We start from the raw sequence: 19172 nt of genomic DNA on the forward strand, positions 1-19172 counted from the left end.
ATGTTAAGCAAAATCATTAATTTTCTAAATACATTTAACCTTAAACCAGGCTTTACGGTGCCTGAGTTCTTACCAGGTGATTTCCTGGATACCTGTGTATGTCCGGAAAAAATCAACATTCGTACACTTCGTCAGCAACCAGAACAAAAGGCATTGACTCAGCAGGCACTGACCGTATAATTCACGCGTTTCATCCGCATGAAGTCATCACTTCACAATGCGCCCTTAGCTCAGTTGGATAGAGCAACGGCCTTCTAAGCCGTAGGTCGTAGGTTCGAATCCTACAGGGCGTACCATTTCGACAAAATCACTCCTTACTCCTGTTGCATCCACAGCATTAAACCAGCCGGATTGCGATTTACTTTTTCTGGAAATATTTGGATGTATTAAGAATGTAAAACGGGAGCTTGCTGGCTCCCGTTTTTGATTACTACTCCGCCAGAATTACCGCACAACAAGTACGGGACATTTCGCATGGCGAACCACGGCTGACGCCGTTGAGCCCAGCAGATAGGTACTAAAACCTGGCTTATGTGAAGCGATGACGATGAGTTCGGCATCCACTGCTTCCGCCAGTTTGAGAATCTGATCTTTTGGCGGACCATAAACCACATGGGACTGAGTCCTGCCGGTGGGGATATTGAATTGTTTAATTATTTCTTCCAGCTTTTCGGTCGCCTTGGCCTGGAGGCCGCTTCTGTCTGGAAATTCGTTGGAGTAGGCCAGCCCCAGCGATGCGTAGAACGGTACGGTAGGTATAACAGCTAAGAAATGGACTTTGGCGGTCTTGGCATGCGCCTTTACCTGAGGAATAACATGGCGAGTTAAATCGGCTTCAGAGATATCAATCGGCACCAGAATTGAGCGATACATATTCACCACCTCCTGTTTGTTTACCTCTGTATTGAGTGTAGCGAATTTATGTTCTGTATAAGAAGTGACCAGATCAAGGTTTTGTGAATAAATCTCTATGAAAAATAATGCGACGAACTTCTTTCTTTTTTACATCATTTCATTGTATATTTTTTTATATAACGAATGACGCCCAGAGCTTATATTCATCTCAGTGCTGCTTTTCCCGTCTTTTACTCTGACATTTTATTAAATAATAGATTATTAAACTTATAATCCTTGTTAAGTCATTGATTTTTAACTAAACCATATATTTTTATTTTGTTCTTATCAAATATGCGACGGTCTTCAAATTTGCCTGAATGCTGATTCTCATTTCCTTCTGCGCTTGATAAATATCAATAAGTAATAGACTTAGTATAATTATTGTCTACCCATTAAAGAGTAGGTGTCTTGTGGGAATTTAAAATGAGAAAAATAAATAAAACCATCCTCTGGACGATGCTGCTGTGCATTGTTCTTGGTGCGGTTATTGTTTTAGCTGGGCAATGGACATTGCATAAAACTTCGAGCACTGAATTTTGCCTGTCTTGCCATACGATGCAGGCACCATATGAGGAATATACAGGATCGGTTCATTTTCAGAACAAAAGAGGAATTCGGGCAGAATGTGCGGATTGTCATATTCCGGAAGGTGGACTGGATTTCCTCGTCGCTAAGCTGCGAGCAACAAAAGATGTTTATCATCAGTTTGTTACCAAAAAAATCGATACTCCGGAAAAATTCGAAGAACATCGACTGGAGATGGCACAAACCGTCTGGGCACAGCTGAAAGCCAATGATTCTGCTACCTGCCGTAGCTGTCACAGTATGGACGCGATGGATCTTGAAGCGCAAAGCGCTGATGCCCAAAAAATGCATAAAATGGGCATTCAGGAAAAGCAAACCTGTATTGATTGCCACAAGGGCGTTGCCCACTTCCCACCTGAAATCAAAATGGATGACAGCGCTCTCAAAGGACTTGAAGCACAGTCGGCCTCCACTCCTGCTACGGCAAAAGAGCTTTATGTCGTAACTAATACCGCACTCGGTGATTTGGGAACTGTCTATCCCGCTACAAAAATGCAGGTGTTGAAATCGACAGAAAACTCGCGGCTGGTTGAGATCCGTGGAAGCCAGATGCAGGGAACTGAACAGGTGATTTACTACGCAGCAGGTCAGCGTTTAATTCTGGCCAGCCTAAGTGAAAAGGGACAGCAGTCACTCAACATTCTCTCCGAATGGAAAACCGATGATTACGGTAATACATGGCGGGACGTGGCGTTACAGGGAGAGTGGAGCGGTTCTGCTCTCGCCAGTCGTGAGCCAATGTGGGACTACGCTCGCAAACTCGACAATGTGTACTGCGCAGGTTGCCATGCGCCTATTCCTGCGAACCATTTTACGCTCAATGCCTGGCCTTCAGTGGCAAAAGGGATGGGCGCTCGTACCAACATCAGTGAAAACGAACTGGATATCCTGAGCCGTTACTTCCAGTACAACGCAAAAGACATAAATAAATAAGCGATAACACCAGGAGAAATCATGAAACTCACAAGACGTGACTTTATCAAGACGGCTGGCGCGGCAACCGGGACTATGGCGATTTCTTCGGTGATCCCGATGCCAGCCTGGGCTGAAGGCCAAAATGGTGGGGCAATCCTGACAGCTGCACGTTGGGGAGCGGTGTATGTGGAAGTTAAAGACGGCAAAGTCGTTTCTTCAAAAGGCGCATTGCCTAAAACGGTGCCTAACTCATTGCAGCAAACCGCGCCCGACCAGGTACATACCAATATCCGCGTGAAATATCCGATGGTGCGCAAAAGCTATCTGGAAAACCCAGGTAAAGCGGATGGCAAACGAGGGAGCGATCCTTTCGTGCGTGTCAGTTGGGAGCAGGCGCTGAAACTCATTCATGAACAACATAGCCGGATCCGTAGCAGCTATGGCCCGGCTTCAGTGTTTGCTGGTTCTTATGGCTGGCGCTCCAGTGGTGTGCTGCACAAAGCGCAAACTTTACTGCAACGTTACATGAGTATGGCTGGGGGATACGCCGGACATACCGGGGATTATTCAACCGGAGCGGCCCAGGTCATCATGCCTTACGTTGTAGGCTCAGTTGAGGTATATGAACAACAGACTACCTGGCCAATGGTACTCGAGCACAGCCAGGTCGTGGTGTTGTGGGGAATGAACCCGCTCAATACGTTAAAAATTGCCTGGAGCAGTACGGATGAACAAGGACTCGAGTATTTCAATCTGCTGAAAAAATCAGGAAAAAGCGTTATCGCTATCGATCCAATGCGTTCAGAAACAATTGAATTCTTTGGTGATAATGCCACCTGGATTGCACCGCATATGGGGACAGACGTCGCCATGATGTTGGGTATTGCACATACGTTGGTGAAGAAAAATCTCCATGACAAAGCGTTCCTGGAAAAATACACCACCGGATATCCGCAATTTGAGGAATACCTGCTCGGCAAGAGCGACAATATTGAGAAAACTGCTGAGTGGGCATCAGGCGTCTGTGGTGTACCTGCAGAACAACTGGAGAAGCTGGCGGAAATTTTCTCCAGTAACAAAACCATGCTTATGGCAGGCTGGGGGATTCAGCGTCAGCAATATGGTGAGCAAAAACACTGGATGCTGGTGACACTGGCGGCGATGCTGGGGCAAATTGGTACAGAAGGCGGTGGCTTCGGCTTCTCCTATCATTACTCCAATGGCGGGAACCCGACACGTACTGGTGGGGTATTACCGGCTATCTCGGCCAAAGTGGAAGGCGGTTCGTCAGCTGGAAATGACTGGGCGGTTTCCGATGCCGTGACAAATCTTCCCGTGGCGCGAATTGTCGAAGCGCTGGAGAATCCGGGTGGAAAATATCAGCACAATGGTAAAGAGCAGACCTTCCCGGAGATCAAAATGATCTGGTGGGCTGGTGGCGCTAACTTTACCCATCACCAGGATACAAATCGTTTAATTAAAGCCTGGCAGAAGCCAGAACTGGTTGTTATCTCCGAGTGTTACTGGACTGCTGCGGCTAAACATGCCGATATTGTTCTGCCCATCACTACATCGTTTGAGCGCAACGACCTGACCATGACCGGCGATTACAGTAACCAGCATCTGGTGCCGATGAAGCAGGTTATTGAACCGCAGTTTGAAGCGCGTAATGACTTTGATGTGTTTGCCGATCTCGCTGAAATGCTTAAGCCTGGCGGAAAAGCGGTCTATACCGAAGGCAAAGATGAAATGGCGTGGTTGAAGCAATTCTATGATGTTGCGCAAAAAGCCGCCCGTGCCCAGCGCGTTGCCATGCCTCAGTTCAATGCGTTCTGGCAGCAGAATAAATTGATCGAAATGCGTGAGAACGAAAAGAACAACAAATACGTGCGTTATGCTGATTTCCGCAATGATCCGGTTATGAATCCACTCGGAACGCCAAGCGGTAAGATTGAAATCTACTCGAAAACGATTGAAGGCTACAAATATAAAGACTGTCCGCCACATGCTTCGTGGATTGAACCGGATGAGTGGAAAGGGTCTGCGGATAAGGATCAGCTACAGCTGCTAACGGCGCATCCGGCACATCGCCTGCACAGCCAGCTGAACTACGCTTCGCTGCGTAAAGAATACGCTATTGCAAATCGTGAGCCGGTGACTATTCATCCGGATGATGCAAAAGCGAGAGGTATCGCCGAGGGAGACCTGGTGCGTGTCTGGAATGATCGCGGACAGGTGCTGGTTGGGGCGCACGTCAGTGACGGGATCAAACCAGGGATCATCTGTATCCACGAAGGTGCCTGGCCTGATATTGAGAATGGTATTTGTAAAAATGGCGGTGCTAACGTACTGACTGCGGACATTCCAACCTCAAGACTGGCGAATGGCTGTGCGGGGAACACAAGCCTGGTATACGCGGAAAAATATACTGGCGAAGCACCAAAACTGACCGTATTTGATGAACCTGAAATCGTAACCATCTAGGTTCGCCTGTGCTGCTAAGTCAAACGGGAACCGCAAGGTTCCCGTTTTAAAGCCCTAATCTTTCAGGCCGCATTCTTGCTGCTGCATCTGTACCTGCAGTCATGAATATCTACTCCAGAACAATCACATCCCCAGTTGCAGGTGCGCTTATTTCAGGTAGCCACAAGCGCCCCCACGATCCGGTACAATGACAGCCAAGGAGTCTTTCTGGTTTCTGTTTATTCAGAAATTGCCGGACTTGCCATAGTTTATACGGCGAAGCACAACGTAGATGAAAGCCGCCAATCAGGGCGTGGATCTTCGTGATTCCGGTTATATTTTGGCAATGGCGTACGATGTTCTCTATCCCACGATGCCCACAGCCGGTAATAATAACTAAGCCGCGATCAGATTTATAAATCAATACACCTTCGTCGGTGATGTAGTCCTGTCGCATGGTGCGCTCACGAATAACACCATAGGCTCGCGGTGTGGGAACGCTTATCTCTCCAGACCACAGAAAACGTTCGCTGATGGATAGCGGTTCCTGGGTGTACTCCATACTGAGGCGAGAGTAATCATTATCGCGTGATAATTTCTTGATTTTTGAGGTATATCCAAAAAGGGATATTGCAGAATAACGCTCACAGGCTATTTGGGGATGGCAGATGACGCGAGTGTTGTCCGCCAGCCAGGACACACCGCCGCAGTGATCATAATGACCGTGTGAGAGTACCGTAGCCGTTAATTGAGACAGGTCTACGCCCATCAGCGCGGCATTAAGCTTAAAGCTATCGTCCGGCCCGGTATCAAACAGAATTGTGGTCGTTTCATCCTGGACTAACAGACTGAGCCCTGGTTTTGCCTGCAATGATGTTTCTGCACCGGCAGCGCGCCTGTTTTCCAGCAACACTGTGATGGTTAAAGCCATAGCTGACTCCAGCGTTAAAGCGCCATACTGTAACGCGCGGAATTTAAGAGCGCTGTGATCTCAGCGCTCTTTGCTGTTAATCAGCGTTAATAGTAGCGGTTGTCATCATTGTTATGATGGTGATTATGCCGCCATGCATGTTGGTTTTCTCTCTGCTCACGCTCCTGGCGGTCATGCTCTTTTTCGTGATTTTTGTGGTTAGCTATCGCCGTAGCAACAGCTGCAGCACCGACTCCAGCGGCGGCAGCAGAAAGGTACGGATGTTCAGCACAGCCTGACAGGCTGGCCATGATGACCATTGCGGATATCAGCTTTTTCATTATGGTGTAATCCGTTATTCACGCACAATTTTGCCAGCGTTACCGGCATCAGGATCAATCCAGCTACCACGACCATTCGCTTTAATGGTGTATGTTGAATACCCAACGCGGAAGGTCATCGTATCTTTATAAGTATTGATATCACGCACTTCGTTACCATTTACGTAGACGGTGGAGTCTTCGATGTGAATATCTACACTGCGCTGACCATTCTCAAAATTTGCAACGTAATTCCCGGAGAACTTGCCATAAATTCCGGCCTGATCATGATTGCGCGGCTGATCTTCGCCATGTCGGTGATGTCGATTCTGATGGTTTTCTGTGTTGTCGATAAATCCATGATCACGATTCCACTCATAGGATTTATTAACATCGCAGCCGTTGAGTTCGCTCATCTGCGTACAGCCCGAGCGTTCATATTTTTTCTGCATTGCAGGAGTAATTGCGCATGCAGTGGTGGCGGTTGTCAGACCCAGGACAAAGACGGCCAGCAGACGTTTTTTCATTCTGTTACTCACTATCATCATTGAATTTATTTATAGGAATACTAACTTTCTTTACGTCATGTTTATGACGGAAGCAGTCTCCCACTAAATATTAATAAAACATACCAGGGGGATTCCTAATTTATATTCATCGAAAGGTTGTTGTTATTGATAAAAGCAACATCATGAGCTGGATGTTTACGTATTTTATACAAGTTGTTTATGTCTCAGGTGTTATTTTACTTTTTAATGAGGAGTTTAATAGAATATTAATATTGACATTAATAATTCGGTGAGGATAAACGAAAATACAGGCCTGTTGATAGACAAGCCTGTGAAGGGGCGGTTTTTTGATTGTAACCTATTGTTATTATGGTTTTTTTCAAAAGACTGGTATCAATTATCCCTGTGTCGGGATACGTTCACGGTGTTTTTCTGCCTGCAGTTCATGTGAATATGAATGGCTGTTATTCATCGACTGGTGAACGACCATCGCTTGTTCATGTTCATTCATTTGTGAGAAGGATGGAGCAATAGTCTGCCTGGATTTGCTGTTATACGCCTGCATCTCATGTGCCTGAGCCATTTTTTGATGGGCTGGAGCATCGCTGTTATTCATCATTTGATGAGCCGTCGCCGCTTGCTGATGGGTTCCTGAAGATTCTGCCGCATTAACGCCAGCTGAGATAAAAAATGCAATAGCTAAAAAAGACGATATTTTATTCATCATATTCTCCGGTTTGGTTTGACGGAGGGAATTATAATAAACAGGTACGCTCAACGACGTGACAGGATTATGACGGTTGTGTCAGAGAATAAATCTGCAATGGTGCCTCAGCGCCATTGCAGATGATTAAATCGCATGTTTTGGTAGCGTCAAAATAAAGCGGGTGGCGCGTGGGTCAGATGTCACAGAGACCTTGCCCTGATGAGCAGTGACGATTGATTTCACAATAGCCAGTCCAATACCGCTACCTTCGCCCTTACGCTGTCGCGATGGGTCCACCCGATAGAAGCGGTCGAAGAGCCGGGGGAGGTGTTCTGCGGCAATGGGGGGGCCGGGATTCTCGACGATAATCTGTACCTGCCCATCAGCCTCTTTCACCCGCACAGTCACAGACTCGCCTTTTGGGGTGTAACGTATGGCGTTAGAAATAAGGTTACTCATGGCCCGGCGTAACATTAAAGGATCGCCGGATACCCAACACGCGCGGCCTTCAAAACGCAAACTGACTTCACGCTCTTCCGCCCACGCTTCAAAAAAGTCGAATACTTTGCTGACTTCATCCGCCAGATTTAGTGCAGTCTTTTCCGGGATCAATTGATTATTGTCCGCTTGCGCCAGGAACAGCATGTCGCTCACCATCTTCGACATTCGACCAAATTCTTCAAGGTTCGAATAGAGCACATCTTCCAGCTCTTTTTGGCTGCGGGGCTGGCTGAGCGCAATTTCCGTCTGCGTGACCAGATTGGTTATTGGGGTGCGGATCTCATGGGCAATATCTGCTGAGAAATTGGACTGACGTTTAAACACATCCTCGATTCGTTCAATCATATGGTTAAACGAAGCTACCAGTTGTTCCAGTTCAATAGGTACAGCCTGTGGATCCAGGCGGACGTCGAGATCCTTAGAGGTAATATTCTGGATTCGGCGGCTGACGTTACGGATTGGTGCGTGGCCTTTATAAACAGCGAACAGCACGATAAAAATAATCATCATGCTGATCAACGATGCCGTCATAATCAGTTTGTTTTTCAAGTCATTAATGTAGTGCAGATGAAAATCTATCGATAATGCCATATACAGCGTATAGGCTGCTTTTCCGTCAGGTAGTTGGCCAATTGGCAAACGAATCATTCGCCAGTTGGAGGACATTTTTTGCCCGTGGGCATGTTCCTGTGAATGCAGCATTGGGCCGGATAATAAAAAGACGTTATTACTATGGGCATTTTTATCCGGCTTAGCGCTGGCGATAAACTGGCGGAGATCCGGCGCACCTGGCGAATGGAAAATCGCTTTTTGATTGGCATCTTCAAGTGAAATAATGACGTTTGAATATCCAGCGACCACGTTTTTTAATGTTTCCAGTCGTCGAAATTCCGGCTCGTCGGGATGATTAAGAATGCGTTCCAGCGTGGTGCTTATTTCTTTTAAGTCATTGATATCCTGCTCGGCGAAATGAACTTTCACTGAGTGGATCATTATCCAGGCAAAGGCGAAAAACGAGGCGATAGTGGCCAGACTAATAAAAAAGGTCAGACGCGTTGCCAGCGAAAAAGGGCGTTGCAATCGTTTAATGACCATCCGGTACCTCAAGCATATACCCCACGCCGCGCACGGTCTGAATCAGCTTCGGTTCAAAATCATTATCAATTTTGGCGCGCAGCCGTTTAACGGCGACATCAATCGCATTGGTGTCGCTGTCAAAATTCATATCCCAGACCTGAGAAGCGATAAGTGACCGGGGCAAGACTTCACCCTGATGGCGAAGGAAAAATTCGAGCAGCGTAAACTCTTTGCTGGTGAGGGTAATGCGCGTCCCGCTGCGGGTCACTTTTCTGCTGACCAGATCAACCATTAAGTCCGCGACCTGAAACTGACTTTCAACAATCACCGCAGCCCCTCGTCGCAACAGCGTTCTGACCCGCGCCAGAAGCTCGGCAAAGGCGAACGGTTTAACCAGATAGTCATCGGCACCCAATTCCAGGCCTTTGACCCGGTGTTCAATCGTACCCAGCGCAGTGAGAAGAAGGATTGGCATACCTTTGTTGGCGGTGCGCAGCATACGTACAATATCCCAGCCGTTTACGTCAGGCAGCATGATGTCAAGAATGAGCAAGTCGTAATCGCCGGTCATAGCCAGGTGATATCCGTTCAGACCGTTATCTGCTAAATCCACAACAAAACCTGATTCTGTCAGGCCCTTGGTCAGGTATTCGCCAGTTTTTTTCTCATCTTCGACTATCAAAATCTTCATCACATTCTCCTTCACGCACTGGCTGTGCGGGTTTTCAATTCTAGAGGAGCCGGATCGGATAGCAATGAGTTATTGGGAAAATGACAGTTTTGTCATTTACCTGTCACCGGTTAAACAGAGTCAATTAGGTAAGGTACAAGTCGATAAATTCACACTCATTTTACGGTTATCAGTCCGGTCCGGACGAGAAGAGCTATGTGCAAATTTAAACTTCTTACCCTCAGCGCTATTTTTGTTCTCGCCGGTTGTTCTCTGGCTCCGGACTATCAGCGCCCGGCCTTGCCGGTGCCGCAGCAATTCTCTTTAAGCCAGAACACGCTGGTTTCTGCACCAGCGGGGTATCAAGATACGGGGTGGCGCACCTTCTTTGTGGACGAGCAGGTAAAGGCGTTGATAGGTGAGGCGCTGCTCAATAACCGTGATTTACGCATGGCAACCCTCAAGGTTCAGGAAGCGAGGGCACAATATGGCGTGACGGATGCTGACCGTTATCCGCAGATTAATGCAGGCTCCAGCGGCACGTATAGCGGAAAATTAAAAGGCGATACCAGCACTAACCGGGAATTTGAGGCCGGGCTGAATCTCAGTTTCGATTTGGACTTTTTCGGTCGGCTAAAAAATATGAGTGAAGCCGACCGGCAGAACTTCTTTGCCAGTGAAGAAGCACATCGGGCGGTGCATATCCTGTTAATCTCCAATGTATCGCAAAGTTATTTCAATCAGCGTCTGGCTTATGCGCAGCTGAAAATTGCGGAAGAAACGCTGCAAAATTATCAACGTTCTTACGCCTTTGTCGAGAAACAGTTATTAACCGGAAGCACCAATGTTCTGGCGTTGGAACAGGCTCGGGGCGTGATTGAAAGTACGCGCAGCGATATCGCAAAACGTAAAGGTGAACTGGCGCAGGCGAATAATGCATTGCAGCTGTTGCTCGGAACCTACGGAAAATTACCAGACGATCGGTCGCGCAGCCATGGCGATATTAAAGCAGTGACGTTGCCGCCAGCGCTCCCTTCGCAAATACTGCTCCAGCGGCCAGATATTATGGAAGCTGAGCATGCTTTAATGGCGGCAAATGCCAATATTGGCGCTGCGCGAGCGGCATTTTTCCCGTCAATTACGCTAACCAGTTCAGTATCCGCCAGCAGCAGCGACCTCTCCAGCTTATTTAATGCCGCCAGCGGCATGTGGAACTTTGTCCCGAAAATCGATATTCCGATTTTTAACGCCGGACGTAATCAGTCAAATCTCGATCTGGCAGAAATTCGCCAGCAACAGTCGGTAGTAAATTACGAGCAAAAAATTCAGAACGCGTTTAAAGAGGTGGCTGATGCGCTGGCGTTACGTCAAAGCCTCGCCGATCAGATTACCGCCCAGCAACGCTATCTGGAGTCCCTGCAGATCACTTTGCAACGCGCCAGAGCACTTTATCAGAATGGTGCAGTGAGCTATATCGAGGTGCTGGATGCGGAACGTTCTTTATTCGCAACGCAGCAATCGCTGCTCGATCTTAATTACGCCCAACAGGTTAATGAAATTAAACTGTTTGCTGCCTTAGGCGGCGGTTGGGCGGAATAACCCTATATTCGTCATATTTAAGTTGCATTAAACTGTCAGGAGAATGATTTATGAATATTACCGCCAAAGCCGCTCTGTTTAGTTTTTTATCTGTGGTTATGTTTAATGCTCAGGCAAATGAGCATCAGCATGGTTCCATGATGAATATGGAGCCAACGGCTCAACAGGAACAAACAATTAGCGCAACCGGTGTGATTGAATCTATTGATACAGAAAACAAAAAAATCACCATTAAACACGAGCCTATTCCGGCGGTAAACTGGCCCGCAATGACGATGCGTTTTACGCAAGTCTCCGATACACGTGCTGATGATATTAAGCCAGGCGATAAAGTGGCGTTTACTTTTGTGCAGCAGGGAAATCTCTCTGTCTTACGAGATATTCACATCAGTAAATAACGAAGTCCGCAGGTCTCTTCTGTTCTTACCCGGGTTGTTTTGCACACGGGTAAGACACTCGCGCAATGGAAATCACTATGGCGTCTTTAAAAATTAAAAATACCGCGCTTATACTCGCAGGCATGATTGCCGGTGGGATTATTTCTGTCGGTGTTTATACCTATTTTTCATCAGCAAACGTTTCGGCCGATACAGCGTCACCTTCGCCAAAAGAAGCCCGTAAAGTTCTGTTCTGGTATGACCCAATGTATCCGAATACACGCTTTGACAAGCCAGGTAAATCGCCGTTCATGGATATGGATCTGATCCCGAAGTATGCCGATGAAGAGACTGCGAGCGCTTCTGCGCCGGGAGTGCGTATCGATCCGACTCAGACTCAGAATCTGGGATTAAAAACGGAACCTGTGCGCCGTGGGCCATTACTGTATGCGCAAACATTTCCAGCAAACGTCAGTTATAACGAATATCAGTTTGTCATTGTGCAGGCGCGTTCCGCTGGTTTTATCGAAAAGGTCTATCCGCTCACCGTGGGTGACAAAATTAAAAAAGGCGCGCCGCTAATCGACCTGACAATCCCGGATTGGGTTGAGGCGCAGAGTGAATACCTGCTGTTACGTGAGACCGGCGGTACTGCCACACAGGTTGAAGGTATTCTGGAAAGGTTACGTCTGGCCGGTATGCCAGAGGCGGACATTCAGCGTTTAACATCTACCCGCAGAATTCAGACACGCTTCACCCTGAGAGCACCTATTGATGGGGTGATTACCGCATTTGATTTGCGTACCGGCATGAACATTTCAAAAGACAATGTTGTGGCGAAAATTCAGGGTATGGATCCGGTGTGGGTCAGCGCGTCGGTCCCGGAGTCTATCGCCTGGCTGCTTAAAGATGCCTCGCAGTTTTCTATCACCGTGCCAGCCTGGCCTGATAAACCCTTTACCATCAGCAAGTGGAGTATTCTGCCGAGCGTCGATGCTACCACACGAACTCTCCAGCTACGTTTGCAGGTTGATAACCCTGACGAGGCGCTTAAACCGGGGATGAATGCTTATCTGAAGTTGAAAACGCAAAGTGAACCGATGTTGCTTATCCCATCTAAAGCGCTGATTGATACCGGCACGGAGCAGCGGGTGATCACCGTTGATAACGAAGGACGGTTTGTACCGAAGCAGGTTGCGGTATTCCATGAATCTCAGGGGCTAACGGCTATTCGCTCTGGTCTGGCTGAAGGTGAAAAAGTCGTTTCCAGCGGTCTGTTCCTGATTGACTCCGAGGCGAATATCTCCGGTGCGCTGGATCGTATGCGGGCCCGGCAAAGTGATGCGCCAGATGCCGCAGCAATGCCCGCTCCGGCGACCCATGCACACTGAGGATATGACAAATGATTGAATGGATTATCCGTCGCTCGGTAGCTAATCGTTTTCTGGTGATGATGGGGGCGTTATTTCTCAGCATCTGGGGAACGTGGACCATCATCAACACGCCCGTGGATGCTTTGCCGGATCTCTCTGATGTTCAGGTGATCATCAAAACCAGCTACCCCGGCCAGGCCCCGCAAATTGTTGAAAACCAGGTTACATACCCACTGACCACCACCATGCTGTCAGTGCCGGGGGCTAAAACAGTCCGTGGCTTTTCGCAGTTTGGCGACTCCTACGTATATGTCATTTTTGAAGATGGCACTGATCCTTACTGGGCGCGCTCCCGCGTCCTGGAATATCTCAACCAGGTGCAGGGGAAATTGCCAGCGGGAGTCAGTGCGGAAATGGGACCGGATGCCACGGGTGTTGGCTGGATATTTGAATATGCATTGGTGGATCGCAGCGGAAAACACGATCTGGCCGAATTACGTTCTCTTCAGGACTGGTTTTTAAAGTATGAACTGAAAACCATCCCTAACGTGGCGGAAGTCGCCTCGGTTGGGGGAGTGGTCAAAGAGTATCAGGTCGTTATTGACCCAATGAAGCTGACGCAATATGGCATCAGCTTGTCTGAAGTGAAGTCTGCGCTGGATGCGTCTAACCAGGAAGCGGGCGGTTCTTCCCTGGAGATGGCGGAAGCGGAATACATGGTTCGGGCCAGCGGGTATCTGCAAACACTCGATGATTTCAATAACATTGTACTGAAGTCAGGGGCAGACGGCGTGCCGGTTTACCTGCGTGATGTTGCGCGCGTACAAATCGGACCGGAAATGCGCCGTGGGATCGCTGAGCTGAACGGTGAAGGCGAAGTGGCTGGCGGAGTCGTCATTCTGCGTTCAGGTAAAAATGCGCGTGAGGTGATCTCTGCCGTTAAAACCAAACTTGAAACGCTAAAAAGCAGCCTGCCGGAAGGCGTTGAGGTAGTTACAACATACGATCGCAGTCAGCTAATTGATCGTGCGATTGATAACCTGAGCTACAAGCTTCTGGAAGAGTTTATCGTCGTGGCGCTGGTTTGTGCTCTGTTCTTGTGGCATATCCGCTCGGCACTGGTCGCGATTATTTCTCTCCCGCTGGGCCTGTGTATTGCATTTATCGTGATGCATTTTCAGGGACTGAACGCCAATATTATGTCGCTTGGTGGGATTGCCATCGCGGTTGGCGCGATGGTTGATGCCGCGATCGTGATGATTGAGAACGCGCATAAGCGGTTGGAAGAGTGGGAACATCAGCATCCGGGTGAAAAGCTGGATAACGCAACACGCTGGCAGGTGATCACTAACGCCTCGGTAGAAGTTGGTCCGGCGCTGTTTATTAGCTTACTGATTATTACTCTGTCGTTTATTCCCATTTTCACCCTTGAGGGGCAGGAGGGACGGCTCTTTGGGCCGCTGGCGTTTACCAAAACCTATGCCATGGCGGGGGCGGCGTTTCTGGCAATCGTGGTGATCCCGATCCTGATGGGGTTCTGGATCCGCGGCAAAATTCCGGCGGAAAGTAGTAATCCGCTCAACCGTTTCTTGATTCGTATTTACCATCCGCTACTGCTGAAAGTACTGCACTGGCCGAAGACCACCCTGCTGGTGGCGGTGCTGTCGATTCTTACGGTTATCTGGCCGATTAATAAAGTCGGTGGCGAGTTCCTACCGCAGATTAATGAAGGTGACCTGCTGTATATGCCATCAACACTGCCGGGGATTTCGGCGGCGCAAGCGGCGGACATGTTGCAAAAAACCGACAAGCTGATCATGACAGTTCCGGAAGTGGCGCGCGTGTTTGGTAAGACCGGCAAGGCTGAAACGGCAACTGACTCCGCGCCGCTGGAGATGGTCGAAACTACGATCCAACTGAAGCCACAGGATCAGTGGCGTCCGGGGATGACGATGGACAAAATCATCGAGGAGCTGGACAAAACCGTACGCTTGCCTGGGTTGGCAAATCTGTGGGTGCCGCCGATTCGTAACCGTATCGATATGCTTTCCACAGGGATCAAAAGCCCAATCGGTATTAAGGTGTCGGGGACCGTGTTGTCAGATATTGACGCCACGGCTGAGCAAATCGAAGAAGTGGCCAGAACCGTACCAGGTGTGGCTTCGGCACTGGCGGAGCGACTGGAAGGTGGTCGCTATCTCAGTGTGGATATTCACCGCGAGAAGGCCGCGCGCTATGGCATGACCGTAGGTGATGTGCAGCTGTTTATTACCTCGGCAGTGGGGGGCGCCATGGTGGGGGAAACGGTTGAAGGGATTGCACGCTATCCGATCAATCTGCGCTATCCGCAAAGCTTCCGCGATAGCCCTGAAACGTTGCGTCAACTGCCGATTTTGACTCCAATGAAACAGCAGATCACGTTGGCTAATGTGGCGGATGTGAAGGTCGTTTCCGGACCGTCGATGCTGAAAACCGAGAATGCACGGCCTACCAGTTGGATCTATATCGATGCACGCGATCGCGACATGGTCTCGGTGGTTAACGATCTAAAAAAAGCGATCGCCGAAAATGTACAGTTAAAGCCGGGGACCAGCGTGGCGTTCTCCGGTCAGTTTGAGCTTTTAGAGCGAGCCAGCCATAAGCTAAAACTGATGGTACCGATGACGCTAATGATTATTTTCGTGCTGCTTTATCTGGCATTCCGTCGCGTTGGAGAGGCGCTGCTGATTATTACCAGCGTGCCATTTGCGCTGGTGGGGGGGATCTGGTTCCTCTACTGGATGGGGTTCCATCTGTCGGTAGCGACCGGAACCGGATTCATCGCGCTGGCAGGAGTAGCCGCTGAGTTTGGCGTAGTGATGTTGATGTACCTGCGTCACGCCATAGAAGCCGAACCGGCTCTGGAAAATCCACAAACTTTTACAGCGGATAAGCTGGATGAAGCGCTCTACCACGGGGCAGTACTTCGTGTTCGTCCCAAGGCGATGACCGTGGCGGTGATTATCGCCGGTTTGTTGCCAATATTGTGGGGAACAGGGGCCGGGTCGGAAGTAATGAGTCGTATTGCTGCGCCGATGATTGGCGGCATGATAACCGCGCCGCTATTGTCGCTGTTTATCATTCCTGCGGCGTATAAACTGATGTGGCTACATCGACATCGCTCTCAGAAATAGCGTCCTGAAAGCGCGTGCTTCTGACCGGGGCGCGCGCTATGACTCCAGCGCTTTTACCCGTTTTCGGTATTCTCCCGGCGTGCAGCCGAATTGTCGGAGAAAGACTTTGTGAAACGATGACTCGCTGGCATAGCCTACCGATTCGGCAATGACAATCAGTGGCTGAGATCCACGTGACAACATCTGAGCGGCGAATTGCAGACGTAATGTGGTTAATACCGCGAGTGGAGTAGAGTTTGAGACCTCGCGGAATAACTGCGCGAAACTGGCCCGCGACATATGCGCGCGTTGTGCCAGTTCTTCCACAATCCAGGGATGCGCGGGCGATTCCAGCATCAGGAAAACCACGCCCCCCAGTCTGGGGTGCAACAACAAACTTAGTACGTTCTTTGCGGGCGTAGCCTGTGTCAGCCATTGCCGAACGGCGAGTGTGAACAGCGTTGCGCACTGCTGACTGCATACCACATCCGATCCCGGCAGGTCGGTTGAGGATTCCTCCTGAAGTAGCGCAATCATCGCCCTGAGCCAGTGGCCGACGTGGCTATTTTCATCCGGTGCCAGTATTAGTGCTTCCGGCAGCGTGGTTAAAAAATAACGAGAGGAGGGCGGTAGCCGTAAACTGCCGCAGACGATATGCGTTTGTTCCTCACCAGACTGGCAAAGCCGATGCGCTGAGTTTTGCGCAAGGATCACAATCGAACCAGCACGAAGCGTAAACGAGGTTCCATCAGGCATGTCCAGTTGGGCAGCCCCCTGGGTCACGGTGTGCCAGCGGATAACTGACAATTCGCCCGCAGCGTGTGGCAATTGCCAGTCTCTGCTGAGCAGGCAATTTTTATCAATAGATCCCTGCGGGTCGTTAAGCATCAGTAATCGGCTAAGGGTATCCATAAAGACTCCTGAACAATTTTTATTGTTGGGGGATGGCAGCACTAATAACATACTTTTATATTAAATTATTAATGTCAAATAGTTAGTGTATTTTCAATATATCGACTGAGTAAGTTATTTATTGCTGTTTAGACGATTGGACAAAAACAATCGCGTTATGGATAGGCTTTTCTGGCATATCGCTCCGTATACTTTGGATTAACAAATGAACAGTGACTTTGCGGAGAGACAGCATGAATCAATACCAGGCAATCATTATTGGTTTTGGTAAAGCGGGTAAGACGCTGGCGGCGGCCCTGGCACAAAAGGGCTGGCAGGTGGCTATCATCGAGCAGTCCAATACTATGTACTGTGGAACATGTATCAATATCGGCTGCATTCCAACCAAAACCCTGGTGCATGATGCTGAATTGCAGCATGACTTTGCCGCAGCGATGCAGCGTAAAGCCTCTGTTGTGAGCTTCTTGCGTGATAAAAACTTCCATAATCTAGCTGATCTGGACAATGTGGATGTGATTGAAGGGCGCGCTGAGTTTATCGACAACCATACCGTGCGGGTGATTCAGCCGACCGGAACACTTGAAGTTCGCGGCGAGAAGATCTTTATCAATACTGGCGCGCAGTCAATTATTCCTGATATTGCAGGCCTGTCCGGTACTCCTGGAGTCTTTGACAGTACCGGGCTGTTGAATCTGACGCAGCGCCCACAGCGTCTTGGTATTTTGGGCGGGGGATATATTGGCCTCGAGTTCGCGTCCATGTTCGCCAACTTTGGCAGCCAGGTAACAATCTTTGAAGCGGCACCGCTGTTTTTACCGCGTGAAGATCGGGATATCGCCGAGGCCATCGCCCAAATTTTGCGTGACCAGGGCGTAGAATTAATTCTCAACGCCAATGTACAGTCGGTATCGTCCCATGACGGCATGGTGCAGCTACAGACGCCGGAAGGTCTTCGAACTGTGGATGCGCTGCTGGTTGCCTCAGGGCGAAAACCCGCGACTGAGCATCTGCAGCTAAAGAACGCCGGGGTGGATGTGAACGAGCGCGGTGGGATTATTGTGAACAAATATCTGCGGACTTCTGCAGATAACATCTGGGCGATGGGTGATGTAACCGGTGGTTTGCAATTTACCTATGTTTCACTGGATGATTTCCGCATTGTCCGCGACAGCTTATTTGGCGAAGGTTTACGCAATTCAGGCGATCGCCAGAATGTGCCGTATTCCGTTTTTATGACGCCGCCGCTCTCTCGTGTAGGGATGAGTGAAGAACAGGCTCGTGCCAGCGGGGCAATGGTCCAGGTGGTAACGTTACCTGTCGCGGCAATCCCACGAGCGCGGGTGATGGATGATACACGCGGCGTCCTCAAAGCCGTGATTGATGTAAACACTCAACGTATATTGGGAGTATCACTATTGTGTGCGGACTCTCATGAGATGATTAATATCGTCAAAACCGTTATGGATGCAGGGTTACCTTATACCGTATTGCGTGATCAAATATTTACGCACCCGACGATGAGTGAATCACTCAACGATCTTTTTTCTCTCATAAAGTCATAAATCCAGGGATCTGCCTTAAGGGTGATTTTGCATTCAGCTCGGACAGAAATTAATCAGTAGTACTTATTTTCTAACGTTATACCCTCTGTAAGATAGTATGCCATTATCGTTTAATACGGTAATTACCGGGGTCAGCTTAATGCTGGCCTTTTTTAACTTAAGTTAAATTTACCTACACACCTACAATATTAATTATTCGCTTTATTAAAATAATCATCATGATTATATCATTTGCTAATGATATTACGCCGTAAGCATCCATTTTCCTGTCAGCGATTAAACCATAGTTGGCGCTCAGCTTAGTCGTTCCGCCTTGCCCACCCATTGTTATCTATTATACCCGGCTAAATTTACGTTATTTTTATCCCTAAATGGAATTATAGAATTGTTTCTTATTCCTTTTTGTTATTGTTGATGCGCAACTTCACATGGTTTTAGGCCTGGCTTCAGCTAGAATTAATTCTCATCAAACGTTTTTACATATCAATGTAAGATTAAAGATAGTTAAAAACTTAAGTTCGCATCAACAGTTTGACATGGAATCCACTAAGGTTATTAAGCACCAGGGGTGGATGCTGATCTCGTGTTTTGTCGGTAATCGAGACTGAGACCGAGACATATCTTAAATATGGAAATAAGGGTTT

At 48.6% G+C, this 19172-nt stretch carries 16 protein-coding genes and 1 tRNA gene; 9 read left to right on the top strand and 8 right to left on the bottom strand.

Annotated features, from left to right (window positions below; all coding sequences use genetic code 11):
* On the top strand, positions 1-180 hold the full coding sequence (locus OGX98_RS08255; RefSeq protein ID WP_225760609.1) for a hypothetical protein: 180 nt from the start codon (positions 1-3) through the stop codon (positions 178-180).
* A 39-nt stretch (positions 181-219) separates the two neighbouring features.
* A tRNA-Arg gene (locus OGX98_RS08260) sits at positions 220-296 on the top strand.
* A 148-nt stretch (positions 297-444) separates the two neighbouring features.
* Here the strand turns inward: OGX98_RS08260 and uspF are convergent.
* Positions 445-873: a universal stress protein UspF gene (uspF, locus tag OGX98_RS08265; RefSeq protein ID WP_045440843.1), complete on the bottom strand. Its 429-nt coding sequence runs from the start codon at positions 871-873 to the stop codon at positions 445-447.
* Positions 874-1320: 447 nt separating this feature from the next.
* Here uspF and OGX98_RS08270 point away from each other — a divergent pair, with 447 nt between their 5' ends.
* Both OGX98_RS08270 and OGX98_RS08275 read left to right on the top strand, forming a co-directional pair.
* Positions 1321-2415, top strand: a complete 1095-nt coding sequence (locus OGX98_RS08270) for a NapC/NirT family cytochrome c (RefSeq protein ID WP_048221907.1) — start codon at positions 1321-1323, stop codon at positions 2413-2415.
* A 21-nt stretch (positions 2416-2436) separates the two neighbouring features.
* Positions 2437-4881, top strand: a complete 2445-nt coding sequence (locus tag OGX98_RS08275; protein ID WP_045440847.1) for a trimethylamine-N-oxide reductase 2 — start codon at positions 2437-2439, stop codon at positions 4879-4881.
* A gap of 109 nt (positions 4882-4990) precedes the next feature.
* Here OGX98_RS08275 and OGX98_RS08280 read toward each other — a convergent pair whose 3' ends face one another.
* The 6 genes from OGX98_RS08280 to cusR all read right to left on the bottom strand — a co-directional run bounded on the left by OGX98_RS08280 (position 4991) and on the right by cusR (position 9574).
* Positions 4991-5791, bottom strand: a complete 801-nt coding sequence (locus OGX98_RS08280; RefSeq protein ID WP_286595100.1) for an MBL fold metallo-hydrolase — start codon at positions 5789-5791, stop codon at positions 4991-4993.
* 86 nt (positions 5792-5877) lie between these two features.
* Entirely contained in the window at positions 5878-6111 is a 234-nt protein-coding gene (locus tag OGX98_RS08285; RefSeq protein WP_286595101.1) for a membrane lipoprotein lipid attachment site-containing protein, read from the bottom strand.
* Positions 6112-6125: 14 nt separating this feature from the next.
* Positions 6126-6617: a hypothetical protein gene (locus OGX98_RS08290; protein ID WP_045440861.1), complete on the bottom strand. Its 492-nt coding sequence runs from the start codon at positions 6615-6617 to the stop codon at positions 6126-6128.
* 379 nt (positions 6618-6996) lie between these two features.
* Positions 6997-7323 carry a PcoE/SilE family metal-binding protein gene (locus tag OGX98_RS08295; RefSeq protein ID WP_353622276.1) on the bottom strand — a complete coding sequence of 109 codons (327 nt, stop codon included), beginning with the start codon at positions 7321-7323 and terminating at the stop codon, positions 6997-6999.
* 126 nt (positions 7324-7449) lie between these two features.
* Positions 7450-8901 (bottom strand): Cu(+)/Ag(+) sensor histidine kinase, encoded by a 1452-nt coding sequence (locus OGX98_RS08300; RefSeq protein ID WP_200010467.1) that lies wholly within the window; start codon positions 8899-8901, stop codon positions 7450-7452.
* The gene (cusR, locus tag OGX98_RS08305; RefSeq protein ID WP_045440867.1) at positions 8891-9574 is read right to left on the bottom strand and encodes a copper response regulator transcription factor CusR; all 684 of its coding nucleotides are present in this window, start codon (positions 9572-9574) and stop codon (positions 8891-8893) included. Before cusR ends, OGX98_RS08300 begins: the two co-directional genes overlap by 11 nt.
* Positions 9575-9769: 195 nt before the next feature.
* Here cusR and OGX98_RS08310 point away from each other — a divergent pair, with 195 nt between their 5' ends.
* The 4 genes from OGX98_RS08310 (at position 9770) to OGX98_RS08325 (ending at position 16075) form a co-directional block, all read left to right on the top strand.
* Positions 9770-11152: an efflux transporter outer membrane subunit gene (locus OGX98_RS08310; protein ID WP_286595102.1), complete on the top strand. Its 1383-nt coding sequence runs from the start codon at positions 9770-9772 to the stop codon at positions 11150-11152.
* A gap of 50 nt (positions 11153-11202) precedes the next feature.
* Positions 11203-11550, top strand: a complete 348-nt coding sequence (gene cusF / locus OGX98_RS08315; protein ID WP_045440871.1) for a cation efflux system protein CusF — start codon at positions 11203-11205, stop codon at positions 11548-11550.
* A 77-nt stretch (positions 11551-11627) separates the two neighbouring features.
* The gene (locus OGX98_RS08320; RefSeq protein WP_048221905.1) at positions 11628-12920 is read left to right on the top strand and encodes an efflux RND transporter periplasmic adaptor subunit; all 1293 of its coding nucleotides are present in this window, start codon (positions 11628-11630) and stop codon (positions 12918-12920) included.
* A gap of 11 nt (positions 12921-12931) precedes the next feature.
* Positions 12932-16075, top strand: a complete 3144-nt coding sequence (locus OGX98_RS08325; protein WP_286595103.1) for a CusA/CzcA family heavy metal efflux RND transporter — start codon at positions 12932-12934, stop codon at positions 16073-16075.
* A 36-nt stretch (positions 16076-16111) separates the two neighbouring features.
* Here the strand turns inward: OGX98_RS08325 and rclR are convergent, their stop codons facing one another.
* Positions 16112-16966 (bottom strand): reactive chlorine-specific transcriptional regulator RclR, encoded by an 855-nt coding sequence (gene rclR, locus OGX98_RS08330; protein WP_286595104.1) that lies wholly within the window; start codon positions 16964-16966, stop codon positions 16112-16114.
* Positions 16967-17199: 233 nt separating this feature from the next.
* Here rclR and rclA point away from each other — a divergent pair, with 233 nt between their 5' ends.
* The gene (rclA, locus tag OGX98_RS08335; protein WP_286595105.1) at positions 17200-18528 is read left to right on the top strand and encodes a reactive chlorine resistance oxidoreductase RclA; all 1329 of its coding nucleotides are present in this window, start codon (positions 17200-17202) and stop codon (positions 18526-18528) included.
* Positions 18529-19172 lie beyond the last annotated feature (644 nt).

The sequence above is a fragment of the Citrobacter sp. Cm046 genome, from assembly GCF_030333065.1.
Taxonomy (GTDB): domain Bacteria; phylum Pseudomonadota; class Gammaproteobacteria; order Enterobacterales; family Enterobacteriaceae; genus Citrobacter; species Citrobacter murliniae.

Excerpts from the sequence above, each read along its gene's own strand:
- OGX98_RS08255 (WP_225760609.1), top strand. The coding sequence starts at position 1 with ATGTTAAGCAAAATCATTAATTTTCTAAATACATTTAACCTTAAACCA.
- uspF (WP_045440843.1), bottom strand. The coding sequence starts at position 873 with ATGTATCGCTCAATTCTGGTGCCGATTGATATCTCTGAAGCCGATTTA.
- OGX98_RS08270 (WP_048221907.1), top strand. The coding sequence starts at position 1,321 with ATGAGAAAAATAAATAAAACCATCCTCTGGACGATGCTGCTGTGCATT.
- OGX98_RS08275 (WP_045440847.1), top strand. The coding sequence starts at position 2,437 with ATGAAACTCACAAGACGTGACTTTATCAAGACGGCTGGCGCGGCAACC.
- OGX98_RS08280 (WP_286595100.1), bottom strand. The coding sequence starts at position 5,791 with ATGGCTTTAACCATCACAGTGTTGCTGGAAAACAGGCGCGCTGCCGGT.
- OGX98_RS08285 (WP_286595101.1), bottom strand. The coding sequence starts at position 6,111 with ATGAAAAAGCTGATATCCGCAATGGTCATCATGGCCAGCCTGTCAGGC.
- OGX98_RS08290 (WP_045440861.1), bottom strand. The coding sequence starts at position 6,617 with ATGAAAAAACGTCTGCTGGCCGTCTTTGTCCTGGGTCTGACAACCGCC.
- OGX98_RS08295 (WP_353622276.1), bottom strand. The coding sequence starts at position 7,323 with ATGAATAAAATATCGTCTTTTTTAGCTATTGCATTTTTTATCTCAGCT.
- OGX98_RS08300 (WP_200010467.1), bottom strand. The coding sequence starts at position 8,901 with ATGGTCATTAAACGATTGCAACGCCCTTTTTCGCTGGCAACGCGTCTG.
- cusR (WP_045440867.1), bottom strand. The coding sequence starts at position 9,574 with ATGAAGATTTTGATAGTCGAAGATGAGAAAAAAACTGGCGAATACCTG.
- OGX98_RS08310 (WP_286595102.1), top strand. The coding sequence starts at position 9,770 with ATGTGCAAATTTAAACTTCTTACCCTCAGCGCTATTTTTGTTCTCGCC.
- cusF (WP_045440871.1), top strand. The coding sequence starts at position 11,203 with ATGAATATTACCGCCAAAGCCGCTCTGTTTAGTTTTTTATCTGTGGTT.
- OGX98_RS08320 (WP_048221905.1), top strand. The coding sequence starts at position 11,628 with ATGGCGTCTTTAAAAATTAAAAATACCGCGCTTATACTCGCAGGCATG.
- OGX98_RS08325 (WP_286595103.1), top strand. The coding sequence starts at position 12,932 with ATGATTGAATGGATTATCCGTCGCTCGGTAGCTAATCGTTTTCTGGTG.
- rclR (WP_286595104.1), bottom strand. The coding sequence starts at position 16,966 with ATGGATACCCTTAGCCGATTACTGATGCTTAACGACCCGCAGGGATCT.
- rclA (WP_286595105.1), top strand. The coding sequence starts at position 17,200 with ATGAATCAATACCAGGCAATCATTATTGGTTTTGGTAAAGCGGGTAAG.